The 18,757-nt window shown below is 58.8% G+C and carries 18 protein-coding genes and 1 pseudogene; 11 read left to right on the top strand and 8 right to left on the bottom strand.

Features of this window, described 5'->3' with window-relative positions:
- Positions 1-11: 11 nt before the first annotated feature.
- The 4 genes and pseudogenes from J7U39_RS28450 to J7U39_RS28435 all read left to right on the top strand — a co-directional run.
- Positions 12-565 (top strand): annotated as a pseudogene (locus J7U39_RS28450) (transposase family protein); the annotation flags it as partial.
- Complete coding sequence (locus tag J7U39_RS28445; RefSeq protein WP_343298374.1) at positions 522-944, top strand: alpha/beta hydrolase; 423 nt, start codon at positions 522-524, stop codon at positions 942-944. The pseudogene J7U39_RS28450 and the gene J7U39_RS28445, both read left to right, overlap by 44 nt.
- 178 nt (positions 945-1,122) lie before the next feature.
- A complete protein-coding gene (locus tag J7U39_RS28440) occupies positions 1,123-2,112 on the top strand; it encodes a carbon-nitrogen hydrolase family protein (RefSeq protein WP_210633220.1) in 990 nt (329 codons plus the stop codon).
- A gap of 350 nt (positions 2,113-2,462) precedes the next feature.
- Entirely contained in the window at positions 2,463-3,284 is an 822-nt protein-coding gene (locus J7U39_RS28435; RefSeq protein ID WP_210633110.1) for an LON peptidase substrate-binding domain-containing protein, read from the top strand.
- Between the two features lie 26 nt (positions 3,285-3,310).
- On the opposite strand, the gene J7U39_RS32040 is transcribed toward J7U39_RS28435, so the two are convergent.
- Entirely contained in the window at positions 3,311-3,556 is a 246-nt protein-coding gene (locus J7U39_RS32040; protein ID WP_246826341.1) for a hypothetical protein, read from the bottom strand.
- 265 nt (positions 3,557-3,821) lie between these two features.
- Between J7U39_RS32040 and J7U39_RS28425 the strand changes: the two genes are divergently transcribed.
- Both J7U39_RS28425 and J7U39_RS28420 read left to right on the top strand, forming a co-directional pair.
- Positions 3,822-4,193, top strand: a complete 372-nt coding sequence (locus J7U39_RS28425) for a DUF4440 domain-containing protein (protein ID WP_210633108.1) — start codon at positions 3,822-3,824, stop codon at positions 4,191-4,193.
- Positions 4,194-4,370: 177 nt separating this feature from the next.
- Positions 4,371-5,453 (top strand): MerR family transcriptional regulator, encoded by a 1,083-nt coding sequence (locus tag J7U39_RS28420; protein WP_210633107.1) that lies wholly within the window; start codon positions 4,371-4,373, stop codon positions 5,451-5,453.
- A gap of 26 nt (positions 5,454-5,479) precedes the next feature.
- On the opposite strand, the gene J7U39_RS28415 is transcribed toward J7U39_RS28420, so the two are convergent.
- Positions 5,480-6,247: a phosphotransferase gene (locus J7U39_RS28415; protein WP_210633106.1), complete on the bottom strand. Its 768-nt coding sequence runs from the start codon at positions 6,245-6,247 to the stop codon at positions 5,480-5,482.
- A 472-nt stretch (positions 6,248-6,719) separates the two neighbouring features.
- On the opposite strand from J7U39_RS28415, the gene J7U39_RS28405 reads away from it, so the two are divergent.
- From J7U39_RS28405 to J7U39_RS28395, 3 genes are read left to right on the top strand one after another with little or no spacing between them, the layout of a single operon-like run.
- Positions 6,720-8,306, top strand: coding sequence for a transposase family protein (locus J7U39_RS28405; RefSeq protein WP_246826342.1), 1,587 nt, complete (start codon positions 6,720-6,722; stop codon positions 8,304-8,306).
- Positions 8,307-8,308: 2 nt separating this feature from the next.
- A complete protein-coding gene (locus J7U39_RS28400; RefSeq protein ID WP_210633103.1) occupies positions 8,309-9,187 on the top strand; it encodes a TniB family NTP-binding protein in 879 nt (292 codons plus the stop codon).
- Positions 9,184-10,230: a TniQ family protein gene (locus tag J7U39_RS28395; RefSeq protein WP_210633102.1), complete on the top strand. Its 1,047-nt coding sequence runs from the start codon at positions 9,184-9,186 to the stop codon at positions 10,228-10,230. The genes J7U39_RS28400 and J7U39_RS28395 overlap by 4 nt, the downstream gene beginning before the upstream one ends.
- A 19-nt stretch (positions 10,231-10,249) precedes the next feature.
- Here the strand turns inward: J7U39_RS28395 and J7U39_RS28390 are convergent, their stop codons facing one another.
- Positions 10,250-10,936 (bottom strand): SMC-Scp complex subunit ScpB, encoded by a 687-nt coding sequence (locus J7U39_RS28390; RefSeq protein ID WP_210633101.1) that lies wholly within the window; start codon positions 10,934-10,936, stop codon positions 10,250-10,252.
- Between the two features lie 2 nt (positions 10,937-10,938).
- Entirely contained in the window at positions 10,939-11,904 is a 966-nt protein-coding gene (locus tag J7U39_RS28385; protein WP_210633100.1) for a DUF1403 family protein, read from the bottom strand.
- 112 nt (positions 11,905-12,016) lie between these two features.
- Here J7U39_RS28385 and J7U39_RS28380 point away from each other — a divergent pair, with 112 nt between their 5' ends.
- Together J7U39_RS28380 and J7U39_RS28375 are read left to right on the top strand one after the other, a co-directional pair.
- On the top strand, positions 12,017-13,171 hold the full coding sequence (locus tag J7U39_RS28380) for a site-specific integrase (protein ID WP_210633099.1): 1,155 nt from the start codon (positions 12,017-12,019) through the stop codon (positions 13,169-13,171).
- A 681-nt stretch (positions 13,172-13,852) separates the two neighbouring features.
- The gene (locus J7U39_RS28375; protein ID WP_210633098.1) at positions 13,853-14,770 is read left to right on the top strand and encodes a recombinase family protein; all 918 of its coding nucleotides are present in this window, start codon (positions 13,853-13,855) and stop codon (positions 14,768-14,770) included.
- Here J7U39_RS28375 and J7U39_RS28370 read toward each other — a convergent pair.
- The 4 genes from J7U39_RS28370 to repC all read right to left on the bottom strand — a co-directional run bounded on the left by J7U39_RS28370 (position 14,757) and on the right by repC (position 18,680).
- Positions 14,757-15,269 carry a hypothetical protein gene (locus J7U39_RS28370; protein ID WP_247241808.1) on the bottom strand — a complete coding sequence of 171 codons (513 nt, stop codon included), beginning with the start codon at positions 15,267-15,269 and terminating at the stop codon, positions 14,757-14,759. The two genes, J7U39_RS28375 and J7U39_RS28370, sit on opposite strands and share 14 nt — an antisense overlap.
- A 575-nt stretch (positions 15,270-15,844) precedes the next feature.
- On the bottom strand, positions 15,845-16,711 hold the full coding sequence (locus J7U39_RS28365; protein WP_246638646.1) for a TniB family NTP-binding protein: 867 nt from the start codon (positions 16,709-16,711) through the stop codon (positions 15,845-15,847).
- 162 nt (positions 16,712-16,873) lie between these two features.
- Positions 16,874-17,128, bottom strand: a complete 255-nt coding sequence (locus J7U39_RS28360) for a hypothetical protein (protein ID WP_168301564.1) — start codon at positions 17,126-17,128, stop codon at positions 16,874-16,876.
- A gap of 271 nt (positions 17,129-17,399) precedes the next feature.
- Positions 17,400-18,680 carry a plasmid replication protein RepC gene (repC, locus tag J7U39_RS28355; protein WP_168301563.1) on the bottom strand — a complete coding sequence of 427 codons (1,281 nt, stop codon included), beginning with the start codon at positions 18,678-18,680 and terminating at the stop codon, positions 17,400-17,402.
- Between the last annotated feature and the right edge of the window lie 77 nt (positions 18,681-18,757).

Genomic DNA, 18,757 nt, shown 5'->3' with positions numbered 1-18,757 from the left:
GAATCAACACCATGGGCCATTCGCTCCGACCGTCGACGCTCGTCCCTCGCGGCTTTGTAGTCGACAATACGGCCATTGATGACGACGTAATGTTGATCGCAGTCCGGTCGACGAGCAAAGCAAGCCTTTGCCCGATCTGTGGAACAAGGTCGGAACGAATCCACAGTCGATATCAACGACGTCTGGCTGACCTGCCCTTGGTGGGAAAGCCCGTTCGGCTTGTCATTGAAGCGCGCCGGTTCCACTGCGATGCAGTGTTGTGCGGCCGGAGAATCTTCGCCGAGCGCTTCGACGGGGACATTCTCGCGCCTTCGGCGCGGCGAACCGCCAGGCTCGACCACATCGTCCATCATCTCGGGCTTGCACTGGGTGGCAGGCCAGCGGCCACCTTTGCCAAGCGGCTGTGTTGCCGGTAAGCAACGATACGCTGCTGCGCGTCGTGCGACGGCGCGGCAGTCCGCGCTTTGTCCCGCCGACCGTGATCGGGATCGACGATTGGGCGTGGCGACGTAACCAACGCTATGGGACCATCATCTGCGATCTGGAACGGCGCAAAACCATTGCTTCAGACGCTGCACGAAAAAGGACTTGAGGCCGCGTGGTGCGAGTTTTGGAAGCCTCTATTCGCGAACGAGGTTTTGCCTGGAGCAGTCGAGAAGGCGAAGCGCATCACTATGCGCCAGTCTTTGGAAGACGTGGCGCAGGGGGTCACGATTTTTCATACGCGCCCAAGCCGGGATGACATTCTCTCGAGTTTCCCAGGACCAGTGGTTGTTGTCACCGGATCGGAGGATGTTGCTCCGGGGCTCAATACCAGCAGAAAACAGACAAAGATGGCTCAACACGGCCGTCTGCATGTTATCCCGGATTGCGGTCACTACGTGCCGATGGAACAGCCGGAGGCGATCAATTTGATTATTCGCCAAGTTTTGGAGACCGCTTGACGAATCAGGGGCCGCTGGACATCTTCGTTTCGGCGTGGCCTGCGCCTAACCTCCCAGACCTTCCCCAGCATGGTCTTGAACGGAGGCAAAGGGACTTCCGTCTCGGGCCGCTTGTCTTGGTCCGATCGTGCCGGATGGGTTGCTGGGGAACTGCGTCCGGGACGTGAAAGGCCAGATCATGACCCAAAACGGAAATCTCAAACGTCGTGTGCGTGCCCGTGCTGCCAAAACCGGCGAATCTTACACCGCAGCTCTTCAACATATCCGCCAACCTCCGGACGAACCTGCGATCCGTTCAATACGGATGGCTGTAGCCCAAACATCCCTGTTCAATGATCCTCGTGACGTTTCGGCGCTTCACGCCAGTGGAACGGAGATGCGTCGCCTTATGCGTGACGCTCATCAGGCCGGGGCTCGCCTCTTACATTTCCCGGAAGGGACAACGTGCTGGCCACATAAACGGATCATGTCCGAAATCGGACCTAGAGAAATCGGGCCTTCCGATTGGAAGCGCTTCGAATGGGGTGCTTTGCGCGAGGAACTGGAAGCGACCAGAAGACTTGCAAGCGAGCTTAAACTTTGGACGATATTCGGTTCCGTCCATCAGCTCACCTCGCCGCACCGGCCGCACAACAGCCTGTATGTCGTTTCCGATCGTGGGGAACTGGTGACGCGCTACGATGAGCGCCTGTTATCAAACACGAAAATCTCGTTCATGTACTCGCCTGGTAAGAAACCCATAACTTTCGAGGTGGATGGACTGCGCTTCGGCTGCGCGCTGGGCATGGAGGTGCACTATCCGGAAATCTTCGTTGAATACGAGAACCTTGACGTCGATTGTGTCTTGTTTTCGACTGCAGGGGAGACTCCTTCTAACGCTCCGGCATTTGCAGCAGAGGCACTCGGGCATGCCGCAAGTAATACCTATTGGGTCAGTTTTTCCACCCTCGCACCTCAGAGCACGACCGCTCCCTCAGGCATTGCTTCGCCGGATGGTCAGTGGGCCGTGCAGTGCCCTATGACAGGATTACCTGCTATTGCTATCGCGGATCTCAAAACCAACCCGCAGAGTCTTGCGCGGCCGTGGCGGAGAAAGGCTCGCAGCGATCTCTACACTCCTCACCACATAGAAGGTGATTCAAGAAGTGATGACAGAAACCTATTTTAGCTGATCATCGATGATCGGGGCCGGCCTTCGGCCCCGACAACATGTTCATGTCGCGGAAATCCTGAATTTCAGACGCCGCAAAAGGCAGCTATAAAAATCAAGCAAATGTCGGGACTTTTGCGACAGGGGAGCGCCGGCCTCGTACCACAAAACGGGCTCTCGCCCAGCCTAAGATTGACAAGTAAAAAGCGTCTGCGCACAATCGGTGCTCGGTGGATACAGCCTGCTGCTTGCGCCCCGTCGGGGTACGGTGAATGTATCGGGCCACTTATGGCTCCCTTTGCCCGAACGAACGGGTCAGCAACGCAAGCCCCTGACGCTTTCCGTTCGTTTATGCAAAGGATCATCTCATGCGCGATTTCCGCGATGCCAAAGCTATGGCGAAAACGCTACGTGAAGCGCTTCACGCAAAATCTATCACCTTCACCAACAGTGAGAGCCAGGAGCTCGTTGCTCGAATTCTTGGCTATCGAGACTGGAACGTATTGGCCGCAAGGATCCAAGCGACCCAGTTGTCTGGGACCTCGATGAAGGCTAACACGCCTTTTCCAGCCGGGGCGGATATTCCGATCGTTCCTATGCGGGACATGGTCCTGTTTCCGCACATGATCTCGCGGATTTTCGTGGCGCGGGACAAAACTCGGCAAGCCGTGGAACACGCTCTTGTCGGTGATCGGCGGGTTGTCGTTGTCGCCCAGAGGCGTAGTGACGACGATCGTCCCAGCACTCTTGATGCCCTCCATCCGGTGGGCGTCGTAGCGAACGTGGTCGATCGCCAGACACAGGTGGACGGGGCTCTCAAGGTCACCGTCTGTGGGCTTCAGCGAACAGGCATCATTCGCCTTACCGATGGCGAGTTCCTGGCGGCAGAGGTTGCGCCGATTGAAGAGCAGGGCGGCCAGTCGACGGAGGCAGCCGCTCTTTCGAGTGCGGTTCTCGATGCGTACCAGACTTACGCCGAGGTCGATTTTTCCGCGCTTCCCCCGGGATCAAAAGCTCGCTTTGGCCTGCCTTCGATCGGCGATCCGGGCCTGCTGGCCGACACAGTCGCCCCTTTGCTATCGACCAATGTCGAACAGAAGCAACAACTTTTGGAAACCCGTGACGTGGTGACCCGTCTCGAAAGACTCATCGAGTTGATGAGCGCTGGCCGCCCCAAAGCTGTCGCATAAATACTGAATTTCGGATGCTGCAGAAGTCAGCTATAAAGTTCGAACAACCGTAAGCATCCGAGCAGCACCGCCTTGAGAACATAGGATGAAGATGAATCTGTCGTTTTGTCGCTGTGAACAGGCATAAGGATAGTTTTCGGACACCGGTGAGCCGGCTTGAAATCATCGACACGGGTCGTCGGCGGCGTTTTACCGCCGACGCGAAGCTCAAGATTGTCGAAGAGGGCTTCTCTGGCGACGGTCGCCAGGTTTCCGCAACGGCGGAGAAGCATGGAGTTTCCCGCTCGCAATTTATCGCTGGCGTCAGTTGGCGCAGGCCGGCGATTTCCGCGGAATGCGGATTGAGGGGTTCGTACCGGCGTTGATCACGCCGGCAGTAGACGCTAAGGCTTGGCTCGCCGATATCTTGCTCGCATCGCCGACCTGCCTGCTTCTCGCCTCATGGACCTGCTGCTCCGGAATGGAAGCGCCGTCGCCAGGAAGAAGACGCGCGTCATCAGCAGGCAGCCTGAATCTTATGATGATAGAGGAGAGAGAATGCTGAAATCGGATCTCGATGCAATTCTTGCAGAGCTCAGTGCTCGCGAACCGCTCTTTCACCATCGGGAGCTCGGCACCAGTCGCGAAGACCTGCTCAAAATGACTGACGATGATTTTTGGGAGATCGGCGCAAGTGGTAAGGCCTATGACCGCAACTTCGTCGTTGAAAACCTTTTGGAATTCTACAAAGGACCCGAACCGAAGGGCTGGTTATGCTCGGACTTCTCCATCCGATTGCTTGCTGATGGGCTCTACCAGCTCAACTACATTTTGCAGCAGGAAAATCGACGAACACGCAGAACGACGCTTTGGCGAAAAACGGCAGAAGGCTGGAAGATCGTTTTCCACCAAGGGACAGTCATGACCTGACAGACTAAAGCTTATGTCTCATGTGCTCTTGCCACTCAGACCTAACATCACGCGCGTCTTTCAGCCGCGTGGCTGCTCGGATGCTTACGAACAACCTCGGGATTTTTGCGACGACAATTTTTCTCTTGAGCCGGACCCTGCGTCATACCGTAAGGAAGATTCCTGAAGGAGTTTTCAATGCTCGGACGCGGTAAAGAGGTTTTGCTGACGGCCCATGAATGCGCCAGCCGGATCGGCTTGAGCATACGGGCACTTCGGCTCTACGAAAAACATGGTCTGATCTCGCCTCGCCGCACCTCAAAACAGTGGCGGCTCTACGGAAGCGACGAGGTTACCCGGCTGAATGAGATAATAGCCCTAAAATCCATTGGGCTTAGCCTTCGAGATATTTCGAAATTTTTGCGCGGTCAGCCCACCGATCTTGGTCAAATTCTCGACCTGCAACGTGATGCACTGGCGGACACTAGAAGCCGGGCGGAGCGAGGGCTGATTGTAATTGAGGCTTTGCAAACAAAAATCCGTTCTGGAACGCCTGCGTCGGTAGACGACCTTATGACTCTCGCAAAGGAAACAAGCATGGCTGAACCGTTAAAGGATACTGTGGCCTGGCGCCGCTACGAGCAGATGCGCCCGCGAACTGAAATTGCCATCGATACAGCCTTGTACGATGAATATGCGGGAGCTTACGAAACTGCTGATGGGACACTTTCTATCGTGTCCCATCGCGATGGGGGGATTTTCTACCGGATTGTCGGGCAGTCGGATATCGAGATTTTCCCGGAAAGCGAGACCGAATTCTTCATGAAGGTCCTACCCGTTCAAATCACATTTGAGCGCGGACAGGACCAACGGGTGCAACACCTGCGCCACCATCAAAATGGTTTCGAGGATCATGCGTTCAAAACAGACCTTGATCAGGTACGGAATATCGAAGACGCTGTACAGGAACGCATCCGAGAGCAAAAGCCGCTGCCCGAAGGCGAGATCGTCTTGCGTGATGTGATTGAGGAGCATGCTCGAGGTGAGCCCGACCTCGATAGAATGTCGCCCGCTTTAGCTGTACTCGCAGAGGAGCAAAAGGACTTCATTCAGGCCGAATTGGAAAAAGCAGGAAAACTGAAGCACCTTTCATTTAAAGGTGTTTCGCAAGTCGGCCTGGATATTTACGACGCTGATTTTGAGCATGCAACGATCGAATGGGGCTTTGCTCTCACTCATAGAGGCCGGATAAGCCACCTTTATCTTCGACAAACGCCCTAGACAGCTGCGGCCTTGTCGCGAATATACTAACTTTTGATCCGGAAGGGGTTTTGAGGAAAAGCACCGTCGCTTTGGACTAGAAATCCGTGTCTATAGCCAGTTGGCAGCAGCTTCTCCGTTACATTGATGATCGTCCAATGTGCCGCTGATGCTGCCCAATCCGCCATGTCAGTCTTGCCATTCATCCTTCCCGAGCTCGCAAGCGCCGTCTGTCTCGCGACCGCGTAGGCGGCGATTTGCGCCGGAGAGCAAGTGGACAGTCCATAGCCTTCGGCAAACACTGACAGGCGTCGAACCTGTTCTGCTCCGGTGTAATCCGGATTGCCGAGGTCAAGCCAAGCGAAAGCGGAGTAGCCCAGGTCCCATAAACGCAGCCCGGGCGCAATCGTATCAAAATCGATGAGCCCGAAGGGAAGATCCTCATAGAAGACCGCGTTGGGAGGTCCCCAATCATTGTGACATATAACTTCCGCATTCTGTTGTCGTGCAAGCGGCGACTGCGCGGTTGCATCGTGGAAGCGGCGCAAAAGTGACGCGGCTGATCGAAGCTGAACATCGGAAAAGTGGTCTAGATCAAGCGGAACATCACCTGGCAAGAAGCTTAGGATTTCGCGATCGCGTTCGTCGATCCCCAAGAACCGCGGAGTACCATCGAAGCCGATATTTTCCAGTTGCCTCAGTAAATCATGGACATTCGACCGATCGGCCGAGATTGGTCGGCGCACGGTATCGCCGACGCGTACTACTCCGGCAGTTATACGACCGCCGACCAATGGAAGTTCAATTTCGCTCATAATCTGACACTATCGCAATTGCCCTAGAAGAGAAACCGCGTGCTATGTCATCCGATTGGCCACTTTCGCAAATGTCGGGTCGCGAAACTCTGACTTTTGCGAGAGATTTTTCTCTGAGCTTTCAGCGCGGACGATTTTGTCGCGAAACTTAGCTCATATACTCACCCCCTCTGGCGCTTCCCACAGAACGCAGGGAGCAGCAAGACCGTTGCGTCTTGCCATTACAAAACGCCCACATGCGGAACCTTCGCCTGCCTGTTCTCTCACGAAGCCCGAGCTCCTGGACCAGCAACGGTTTCGCTGGGGCATTTACTTTCTCATTTCAAATCGGAAATTGTCATACATGCGTTAGGTTTAGGCTTAAAATGGGCATCGACTTTCCGCTAGCGATTTCAATGAAGCACCCTTGCCAAACCGATTGCACGATCGAAGCTTGCCCACGGCGCGCCCGACTTCAGGCGAGCAGTGGTCAATGGCGCGTCGCGTCGCCCGCGAATTGGACAAGATCCTCGATGGCGGCGACCCAAGACAGGTTGCCGTTGCACGCGCCGCGGCTGAACTGCGGCTGACCACACGACAAATCTACAATCTCCTTGCGCGCTATCGCGCCGATCGCACGGTGACGGCCTTGCTGCCTCGCACTGCCCTCAGTCGTCGCAAACGGCTGCCGGAACAGGTGGAGGAAATCATCGGCACGACACTTCGCGAGCGATGGCTGACGCTCGAACCGACCCCACTTGCTCCCGTGGTCGATGAGATCCGCGCGCGGTGCGAGGAAGCTGGCCTTGCCGTGCCGTCTTATGTGACAGTCGCCCGGCGCATTCCGGTGCTGTTTTCGCCTGAAGAGATCGCGAAGAAGCGATCGGCCAATCCAAAGCACTTGCTGCGGCTGAAACCGCGACCCGGCTACATCCACGCACCGCACCCGCTCGCCGTGTGCCAAATCGACCATACGCCAACCGACATCAATTTCGTGGAGGTGGTCGATGGCGCCGGTATGTTCATCGGCCGCCCTTATCTGACGATCGTCACCGACGTGGCGACTCGCTCCATTCTCGGCTTCTGCCTCACCCTGGAAAAGCCGTCAGTTCTGTCCGTCGCGCTTTGTCTCGCCCACGCCATCTGCCCGAAAGATGCCTGGCTTGCGGCCCACAATCTCAACCATGTCTGGCCGATGTTCGGTCGGCCGCGGCTGCTCGTCACGGACTCGGCAATGGAGTTCAAAGGATACGCCTTCCAACGCGGCTGTGACGATTACGGGATCCGGATCCGCTATCGCGATCGCGGCTGCGTGCATCACGGCGGGGTTGTTGAGCGGCTGCTCGGAAAGCTCAATGCGGTTCTTGCCACTTATCCCGGTTCGTCGGGGCGCTCGGTCGCCCACCGCGACGAATATCCGTGCGAGCGGCGCGCCTGCCTGAGCTTTTCTGACCTGGAACGCTGTATCGCGCTCGCGATCATCGATCATAATCTCCAGGAAAGTTCCAAGACCCTTAAGGTGCCGCTGACTGAATGGCAACGGAATAGCACAGAACTGCCGGATTTTGGCGACGATCCGCAACGCGTCCTGCTGTCGTTTCTGCCGGGGACGGAAAGACGGCTGTCACCGCAAGGGATCAGCATGTTCGCAATGCACTATTATTCGCCGTGGCTGGGCATCTTGGTTCCCGAGCGTGACCGGCTCGAAAAACTCGAAGTGCGATACGATCCGCGCGACATCAGTCACGTCTACGTCCGTGACCCGGAAACAAGACAGTTTCGGCCGGTCGAACGACGCGATGGCCAGCTCACGCCCCAGACGCTGTGGGAACATGAGGCTGAGCGCGTCCGTCGGCGCACAATCAATCAACGGTCACACATCGAGAAGGTGGCGTTCCGCCGCGAGATCGCAGCCATAGCGGAGACCGCAAAGTCTTCAAAGCGCCGGCTACGCGATGCCGTGCGCAACGCCCATGCCGCTACGGCGGAAAAACCTTATGCGGTCATGCAGCCGCCGATGCCTCCTCCCGTAGAGCATCCCCCGCGCCAGAAGCGCCGGCTGCCGGTGGAGGATTGGTAGCCATGGCGGATCATTTACTGGAGCATGTCCGGCCTTATCTTGACCGTGATCAGGAGGAAAGGATCGCCTATATCCGCGCGCCACGGTGGATCGGGCATCATGTCGCCCAGGCCAGCCATCGGCGACTGACCGAGCTCTTGAAACGGCCTCCGTCCTTGCGAACCCAGGGCCTGATGTTGGTTGGGCCCTATGCCAACGGCAAGACGATGATCGCCGAGCGGTTTGCCGTCGAGCACCTCAGAACCGCACCCGAGCAAAAGGTATGGATGGTCCAGACACGCGAAGGCGCCGGCCTCGGCCATTTCTATGCCAGCATTCTGCAGGCGCTGCGCGCTCCCGGCGGCGATATGTGGGATGTCGGTCGCAAGGCGGAGCAACTCGACCACTTGCTGGCCAGCCTCAAACCGAAGGTGCTGGTTCTCGACGAGTTCCACAATGCGCTGCGGGGCCGTGCCCGCGACGTCGAAGCCGTTTTTGCCTTCCTGCGGCGGATCGGCCGCCAGTACGACATTTCGCCAGTGCTCATCGGAGAGGTAGCCGTTTGCGACTTTATCAATGCGACCAGCGAGATGGCGAGCCGATTCGATCTGATAGCAGTTCCTCGATGGCAATATGACGAGACCTATTTCATGCTCCTCGACAGCCTCGAAGCCGCTTTGCCGCTCGCAAAAAGCTCGGATCTGTCGAACGAGGCATTGGCGCGGCGGATATTCGATCTGTCTGAAGGCTTGATCGGCGAGATCGTCACCGTCGTCACCCGGGCCGCCATCGCCGCGATCAGATCAGGGAGCGAACGCATCAGCAAAGCCAGCATCAGCGAGCTGCGCTACGTGCCGATCTCGCAACGGCGCAACTCGGCCCTGCGTGAGAGCCTTCTATGAGAACGGTCAACGCGCACGCGCCGGCAATCAGCATTCGCGAACGGTATCATAACGTCGCTGGTGACCGGTGGCCGGTCACGGTGATGCCGCAGCCGGAGGAATTACTATCGAGTTGGCTGCATCGGCTTGCCTACGCCAACGGAGTACCTCCGAAAGCCTTTGCTCGTGTGCTCGGGCTTAGTCCAGGAATGTGGTCGGCAGCCCTCGATCTAAAGCTCCCGGCCGATATCGCAAACCTGCTGCACGCCAAAACAGGTGTCGCCCCCGATCAGCTCGCCGTAATGACGTTGTCGCGAGATCTGCCGGGGCAACTTCTGTTGCCGCTGCGCTGCAACCGGCATCGCGACGGTTCTGCTTGGCTGCAGTTCTGCAGCCGCTGTTTGACCGAGGATGCGCAGCCATATTTTCGGCGTCGATGGCGCCTGGCCACACGGGTTTCATGCACACAGCATGGCTGTAGGTTGCGCGACCGATGTCCGTCCTGCAACGGCTGCATTACGGTTTTTGACCAGGCCGGACTCGTGCCGCAACACTATTGCGTCGCCTGCGGCTACGACTTGCGCCGCGGACCGGTTCCGTACATCAGCCCAACGACGAGGACGCTCGATCGATGCATCGACAATATCTGCAGTCTGGAAGCAATTGGCCACTCCCCATTTGGCCCTGCGCTCATTCGTCGCCTGCTGAACATGCCCAGTGCTGCTGGCGGCTACTACACGACGATGATGCTCTCCAGTCTGTCGACAGCGGCGCGGACATACTGCGCTGAACGTCTCAGCAGCCCAAGTGAATGGTCGGTGGATTATACTACGGATGATGAAAAGGACCGTAAAGCACGCCGTTTGCGTCGTTCGATCCCGCCGACGAGTGATCACTCTGCCTGGATCGAGCTGCTTGCGAACGCACTTGGACGAAGAAGAGGACGGCCGGTTGTGTCAGAGGGCAATGAATCGGGCATAAAGCTTCTGGATTTGCTCGGCGCCTATGCCAGAATGAGCCCGGGTCCCGGCCGTCGCCTGGTGCAGGACCTGCTTGGAACATAACGAGGCTTGCAGACCATCGTCACTCCTCCAGAACGTCACTCTCAGGCGCAGCGGTCTCGGTCTGCTCCAATGCCTGCCGGCTGAGCAGACCGGCATCCTCCAATCGCTCAAGGTCGGGCAGGTCGCGCAGCGTCTCCATGCCAAAGCTTGAAAGAAAGTGCTTGGTCGTCACATAGGTGTAGGGCGCCCCCGGCGTCGGGCTGCGAGGGCCGGATGCGATAAAACCCGCCCCGCGCAACGCGCCGATCATGTCGCGTGACACCTCCTTGCCGAAAATCTTCGACAGTTCCGTACGGGTGACAGGCTGGAAATATCCCACCGCCATCAGCACCATCGCCTCGAATTCCGACAGTGGTGCCGCGCCTCCCCGCGTCGACGCCGACGAGGCGCCGATCGTCTCTGAAAACCGCACCCGGGTCCGATGCTGCCAGCCGCCGGCGACCGACACGAGTTCATAGGGCCGGTCGCGCAGCTCCTCCTTGAGATCGTCGATCAGCAGGTCGATGCTGCAGTCCTTGCCGACCACTCGCGCCAATGTATCTCGGGTCACCGGCTCGGCGGCGGCAAAGATCACCGCCTCGACCCGCAGCATCCACTCCCGCCAGCGTAGCTCCGTCGGCAGGTCCTCCAGCTCGCGATCGAACAGCAGCTCGTGTGGATCCTTGTCCTGCCGGCGCCTGGTTTTCGCTGCGCTCTGTCCCGACATGCTCACAACCCGTAAATCCGGAAGGACGAGCGGCCCGACAATTCGCGCGCCGCCCCAAAACCTTCGAGCCGCTCGAACAATCGCGTGCTGGCCCACCGCGAAAGACCCGCGCCCGGTGCGGAAGCCGGGATGGCATCTTCATCGAGCAGCTTGCGGATGACTGCCGCGGCACCCTTGGTGCGGAGCTTCGGCGCGACTGCGAGAAGCTGGTCGGCCCGGCGGGCGATTTCCGATGCGGAGCGTATCGTTGCGCGGGCACCGTCGACAACGGCGAGGCAGACAGCCCGCGGGAAAGCCGGATCGCCGGGACGCACCCGTCCCCTGCCCCCGATCGTCCGGAACGCCGGTCCATACCGTTCGGCCATCAGCAGCGGCAGGGAAAAGGGCCATTTCAACATCGCGGCGATCAGCACGTCAGCCAGCGCCCAGGCCAGCCCTTCAGCATCCGGGCGGTCGGCATGAATAGCCGCAATCAGCTCCGCCGCGGCGAAGGGCGCCGGGCGGCCACGCTGCAGCGCGGCGTCGGCATGATCGACCGCAGCGGCGAGACGATGGTCCCAGGCCAGCCCCATCAGATCGGCCAGTTCGGCGACGAGCTTCGACGAGAAGCCGGGTTTTCGCGCGACGAGCCTTTTGTAGGCCGAAAACACCTTGCCGGCGGGACCGGGATCGTCGTCCACTGCGACGAGCAGCACGGCGTCACGAAGCGCCCTCTCGTCCTCGGTTCGGCCCATCAGGCGCACGGCGGCCGCGGCGCATTTCAGGGCCTGGCGGGACCGCCAGCAACCGGACCACGCCGGCTCCGGGCGCACGAGATCGTCAAGTGATTTCAATGCGATGCCAGCGGAGAAGGCGGCGTCCGCTTCCGTCAGCTCGCGCCCGCGCGTCACGGCCCACTCCGGCAGCCGGGGTGGCCAGATCAGGGTCATCGATGTTGGCGTGACGGGCGAATCCATGCGAAAGAGCATAAATCATATGTGCAGTTTAAGCCAGCAAGTTCGCGCCAAACCGCACGCCATGTCGTAAAGCAAAAACGAACGATAAACTTCCATTATCGTTCATTTCTGTCATTATAGTGTAATGACGCAAATCATCGAGCAAAACAGCGAAATTCACGTCGAGGAGAGTTCTGCTCCGCCTCTCAGCACAGCGGCCGACGGTGACATTTCCGCGCCGCACGCGTCGGCCGACATCTCGATGACCAATTCCGGGCTCCCCTCCCCTCTTCCGAAAGCAGGCATCGCATTGCCGGCCCACCTGGAGCAGCTCGCCGATCGGGCGCGGGGTTACGTCGAGGCGGCCAGCTCGGCGAACACGCGGAAAGCCTATGCCTCCGACTGGAAGCATTTTTCCGGCTGGTGCCGCCGGCAAGGGCTGGAGATCCTGCCGCCCAACCCGCACACCGTCGGCCTCTATATCACTGCCTGCGCTTCCGGGGCGGCGATCGCCGGCCGCAAGCCGAATTCGGTCACGACGATCGAGCGACGGCTATCTGCCATAACCTGGAACTATGCCCAGCGCGGCACGCCGCTCGACCGCAAGGACCGCCATATCGCCACGGTACTTGCGGGCATCCGCAACACCCATGCCGCCCCTCCTCGCCAGAAGGAAGCGGTACTTCCCGAACACCTGATCGCCATGCTCGAAACGCTGCCCCGCGGCACGCTGCGGGGCCTGCGCGACCGGGCGATGCTACTGATCGGCTTTGCCGGCGGGCTGCGGCGCTCCGAAATCGTCGGGCTCGACGTCGGTCGTGACCAGACGAAGGACAGCCGCGGCTGGGTCGAGATCCTAGACAAGGGCATGGTCGTCACGGTCCGGGGCAAACGCGGTTGGCGCGAAGTCGAAGTCGGCCGTGGATCCTCGGACGCCACCTGCCCTGTCGTTGCGCTGCAGACCTGGCTGAACCTCGCACGGATCGCGCACGGTCCCCTCTTCCGGCGAGTCACCGGTCAGGGCAAGGATATCGGCCCTGATCGACTGCTCGACCAAGAGGTCGCGCGCTTGGTCAAGAAGGCGGCATTGGCTGCCGGCGTGCGCCCCGACCTTACCGAGACCGAGCGTGCGGAAAAGTTCTCGGGCCACTCGCTGCGTGCCGGCCTCGCCTCCTCGGCTGAAGTCGACGAGCGCTACGTCCAGAAACAGCTCGGTCACGCGTCTGCCGAGATGACCCGAAAATATCAGCGGCGGCGAGACCGGTTTCGGGTGAATCTCACCAAGGCATCCGGACTTTGACAGGCCCCTGCCCTGCCCGAGATGAAGTCGTTATGTCAAAATTGGGTGCCGAGTTTTCAGCTTGGCGCTTCAATTGAAATCGGGAAGTAAAAGCCACACCAGCATCGAAAGCCGGCCGCATCAGCGCTGTCATGCTGATTTTCGAGATATCGTAAGCCATTGAAATTATGGTAAATGATTTCTTACACGAACTCTATATCAATGTTGCGGTTCCTCACATGGTATGATCGCGAGTTGTTGCGCTAACCATCGATAATTATAGGTTATCGATGGTAGTTGATCTGGAGTCGCAAATCAGCAATGTCAGCCGTCCTGGATGACCGGAAACGCCTGGTTTTCCGGCCTTTTAGGCAAATTTCGGCGAGGTTCGGCGGAAACGTCTCTGCTCTACAGACGACTCCGAGCAGCCCTCCCCTTCCGATGAGCTGGGAATTCTCCATCCGCTTCAAGCTCAAACGGGCCTTCGTGGTCGCCCCCTCCTCGGATCTCTCTATTTTCAGCCGTTTCCGCCGCAGATGGCCACCAGAGCGCGTTTCACGCTGGTCACGGCCCGACGCCCGTTCGGCATCCCTTTTCGACTCTGGTGGGGCTGCATTGACTCCATAAAACACGCTTGCAACTGGTCATTTTCTCACGCATTCCTTAACTGTACAAAGCACCGTAAAATCGCGCGAGAAAATCATGGCAAAACGGCAAGCCGCCAATCCAGCGCCGGCCCCCAAACGTCTTATCGGTTATGCACGCGTCTCGACCGACGATCAGGTCCATGATGCGCAGATGGACGAGTTGCGCGCCGCCGGCTGCGAGCGGATTTTTCAGGAGCACGGATCCGGTGCGTCACGGGCCAGACCGGTTCTGACGAGACTCCTCGTCGAGCTCGCGGCTGGCGACGTGCTTGTCGTTGTCCGGCTGGATCGCCTCGCCCGCTCAGTCAGCCATCTGTTGCAGGTGATCGAGGACCTTGAAGAACGCGGCGTCCATTTCCGATCGATCCGCGATCCCATCGACACGTCCACCCCCCAGGGGATGTTTTCTCTTCAGGTTCTCGGAGCTGTCGCGCAGCTCGAACGGGCTTTAATCGCCGAGCGAACCAGAGCTGGCATAAAGGCGGCAAAAGCGCGTGGCAAGCTGCCGGGCAATCCTGGACTTCGAGAGCGGCGGCCAGAAGCGATCAAGGCGGTGTCGAAGGCGCGAGACAAACTCTATCTCGACGAGTTGATCTCGTCCGCCCAAACGTGGCTGCCGATGGTGCGGCAACTCCGGCCTCAGCACAGCTGGGACAATGTCGTCCGGGTGCTAAATCGCCGGGGCCATGACTGGACGGTGGAACGCCTGCGCCGCGCGGTGCATCGGATGGTCCGCGAGAAGCTTGCCGACTCCGAGCTTTTGGGGCGCTCGCCCCGTCGTGCCCCAGAGGATCACCTGATGAAGCTCGTTGCAGCGATTGCCATTGCTGATCCAGATCTGAAGCTGCGCGATATTGCCGCCCAACTGGATCAGATGGGTGAGCGGCCGGCACGCGGTGGGCGCAAATGGCAACCGTCCTCTGTTCGCCACCTGCTGGATGAGGCACATCGGTTTGGTCTCATCCGTCATTGAGGGCACGGAGCATCAACTTGCCGATTGCCCGGTTTCTTGCGCGCCTTGTTTTGGACGGCAGAGATTTCCAGCCTTCGCTTTCGACAATGCCGCGGGCCAACTGCCGGTACTTGGTTTCCGCACGTAGATTTAGAACTGACGCCGCCCGCGTTGGTGGAGGTACCGGATGATACTCTGGGACCGGCCCGCGCTCGAATTGCCGAAAGGCTTCGCGAACGGAGGCAGAGAGTAGAGCCTTCTTGGCGGTCTCCTGAAAGAGGAGGTCTGAAATAGCCGTAATGGTCACGGCTCGCCATGCCGGTGGAAGGCTGGCCAGCGGCGCCGCGCCTGCCGTAACTGACGGCCGTTGACCATAAGGCAGCGATAAACCCGGCGCGGCGATGTATGGTATCCCTTCCGGCCGTAGCGACCAGAGGAAGCGGCTTGCCGTCTCGGTGCATTCAAACTCCGACCCGCCCTTGCCGATGGCCTCGCCTACTAACGATACGACCTGCAGCAAGTCTGTTTGATCGCGGCGCTGGAACCGCCGCGCCCAGACGACCGCATCGCAATCACGGCAAACCAGTCTAACAACACCATCAGGCGTAGACCGAAACTGAAACAGACAGCTGCGGAAACATCCGCCGCAGTTAATCTCGAGGCCAATTCTGTGCCGGGGGCAGACCACTGCTTCGACGCATGGCCACGATTGGCGGCAGTAGTGGTCCCTCCCCTCCTCGGCATCTTCGTCCAGGCATGCCGGACAAACGCCTCGATGCGCCGCATCGCTGACGAAAGACGCTCTGCTGCGCCCGGTAGCCTTCAGAGACAGTTGCTCCAGATCGACTTGCCGCAGGCGACAGGCAAGCGCCCATAGACGCGGACTGGTCGGTCGGAATGTCGTGATTGAAGAATTGTGTGTTCGAGCCTTCCGAAAGTCCACTTATCCGGTTTCCAACCTGCCGGGGTGAGATGGTTGGAGCAATGGCTCGCCACCCGCCAACAACAGCTGAGAAGCTTATCCTCAAAGGGCCGTCGGGCAATAGCCAGCAGCCGCACCGGTCTCACTGGGTTGCATGTCGCTGCAGGCCGCCTTCAGTGCGCCGCGCCATCGGCAACCAGCGGCAGGACAAGGTTGTCACCGTCGAAGCTCTCAAAAGTGATCGTCTCCTTCCCATTTCGGACGGCTTCGACCGCAACTGTCTCGATCAGGCGAAAAATTCGCACCGTGAAGCCATCGGTCATATCCAGAACTTTGCGGCGAACCGCTGCGGTCCCAAGCTGAGATGACTGGCGCAGAGGCATTATGCTTTCGAGACTTGCGAGCAACTGTGCAAACTGCTGTGTATTTGACCACCGCTTAAGGTGAAATGCTTCAAACCTCTCCGCGAGCTGAGGATCCGTCAACAACGCCTGACGGGCGAGATCGGTACCGGCGCAGGTCAACGGGACTTTCAGATCGTTCGCCAGAAAGCGAATGACGTTGAGGAAGACCCGTTGCTGCCGATACGTCCCGGTCAGCAAGGCATGGATCTCATCGATGATCAGCATCCGAGTGCGGCAAGTGGTCTTCAGACGGAAGGTCTCGTCTCCGCTTGGACCCGGTGCGCTCATTGCATTGAGGCGTTCGCCGTATACATCGCCTTCGACGGGTTCGGCCGGCATCTGCATCGCCACGACCGGCATGCTCGTCACCCCGGTTCCACGATCGGAGATGGGCTGGTGATCGCGAAGAAACTTTCGGATGATTTTTGTCTTTCCCATGCCGATATCGCCATAGAGAAGCAGACAAGGCATTCGATCCCGCGGCGGATAGGAGAGCAGATCTTCTAGCCGCGCCAGTGCAGCCCTCGCATCGGCTGTTTCCTGCCAACGATCTGCACGGATCCAGCCGACTCGTTCTTCAATCCCCACCTCGGCATACTGGCGATAGGCTGGCAGGAGGTGGAGATATTCCGTCATGACCATTCACCGATAACGGTGCCAAATCAAAGAAATCGATTTCGTCGGTCATCCGTCATTTCCGCCTGCTGCCGGTTGGTCGCCAGCACTAAGGCCTCCGATCTACATTTGTAGGGAGTGATGATTCCCGCCGGCCTTCGCGCTGGCCGCGCCCAGTGACGGTCAAGGGGTCCGAAGGTCACATTCGCTCGGCGACTTGCCCTTGACCGTTGCTCCAGTCCGGTTTTCCACCCGCGGAACGCATATTGCATAGGCTGCCGATACTGCTAGCACAGGCACGGCGAGCAGCTTTGTGCTGATGATGCCGGACTGAATAGCGCGAATAATGGTGATGCCGAAGATCGCCACTATCATCGTCGCCGTCTCTGCCGTCAGAGCGAGCCGCGGTGTCACCGTTCGTAAGGCGACCTCGTCCATTCGATCTCAACCGTCCGCCGGAGGGGACGGGCCTTCCCCATTCTCTGACGCCGCAATTCAGCTCTCTCACCAGTCGCATCTTGTGCTCTGCCTCGAGACGCAACTTGTTCATAGGCGCACACCGCGCATATTTAGCTCCGACAAAAATCTCTGCCCGAAAAAACAATTATCTTTCAGTACCTTATACCGGTGGTCAGTTGACCACCGAAGAAAACTAGTTTCCGCGTCATGAAAATTTTGAGTTCGGTCCCAATTCACGATGATCAAAGCTCTACCCGACCTTCAACCTGCCCTCCCCGTGCGCCCGCAGACGCGCCATCAGCATCGGGCCGATTGCGAATTCTCCCTTTTCGCTTCGCCGCGTCAGGCCGCGAAGATAGCCACCGGCCGAATTGATGTGGCCGCCGCGCTCCAGGATGCATGCCATCACGGTCGCGGCATTTTCCGGCCCCATCACATTGGCGGCCTCTTCGTATGCCGACGGACTGACGCCCAGCATCGATCGAACGATGACGGCTGCGGCCATCAGATCGCGCCAGTTGCGGATTACGCCATCCGGCCCATAGGCAAGGATTTCCGGGCAGGCCTGCAGAACGAGGCCGAGCGGGAAGGATTTCAGTCCGCCACCATCATTGCGGACCCCCGGCTGTCGACTTTGCTCTGCCTCACCCCTACCCTTCTCTGGCGTCACGCCCCCTCGATCGTTGTCTTGCTCAGCCATCGCGCCCCGCTTCGTTTCGAAGCCTGGTTCAAATTCAATAATGGATTCGGGATTTGAATTCTGTATGTGACGCTCAATATAATCGGCATTGCCGCTCCGTTTTGTTGATTTAATCCGAATTTCCAATCGGTTAAGGATATCCGCCCGCTGAACCTCCAATTCATCCAGCAGCAATTCAAGCTGCGCTACCGTCGGCGATCGCGGCAGGCCTTCGATCAGGTCCCGGAATTCGCTGTAGAGGCCTTGCCAATCCCCGGGGATCTCTTCTTCAACTGCCGCTTCGATCAATTTGGCAATGTCACGGCGGCAAAGGGTAATGCGTTCACGCAAACGCTGGACATGCAGCCGCTCAGCCATCACTGCGGCCGCAAGCTGTTCGATCTCCTCGGCACGGGCAAGCAGCGGCGCCAGCGAGAAGCCGAACGCCTCGTCGACCTCCCCTGCCCTGTCCCTGCGGACGTAACGCTTGCCGTTGGGGCTATCCTTGCGCACCAGAAGACCTGCCTCGACGAGCGCGGCAAGATGACGCCGCACAGTCTGTTCAGCCATGCCATGCGTTCTGAGCGAAAGCTGGATATTCGACGGGAAGACGATCAAACCGTTTCCCTGGGCCAGCTCATTCTTCGGATAAAAGCTCAAAAGCGCGTTGAGCACGGCAAGCGCTCGATCGCCGATGCCAAGCAGCGGCTTTGCTTCGCACAGCGCGCGAAACAATTTCCACTTATCAACCGACTGATCCGGTTTGATCTCCCCGGCCATGACTTGGTTTGCAAGCATGCCAAGCGTCATCGACCGCCGCCCGAAGGGCGTCGTTACGTTTGTCGTGTGCATTATCTTTTACCTTTCAGCAGGCAAAGGAACTCAGCTCACCAACACGGCGCTAAAAACTCTTGACGAGGATTCGAGGA

The organism is Rhizobium sp. NLR16a (assembly GCF_017948245.1).
In the GTDB taxonomy this organism is placed as follows: Bacteria; Pseudomonadota; Alphaproteobacteria; order Rhizobiales; family Rhizobiaceae; genus Rhizobium.
The sequence above is the reverse complement of the archived record's forward strand: the minus strand, read 5'-3'. Positions and strand labels throughout refer to the sequence as shown.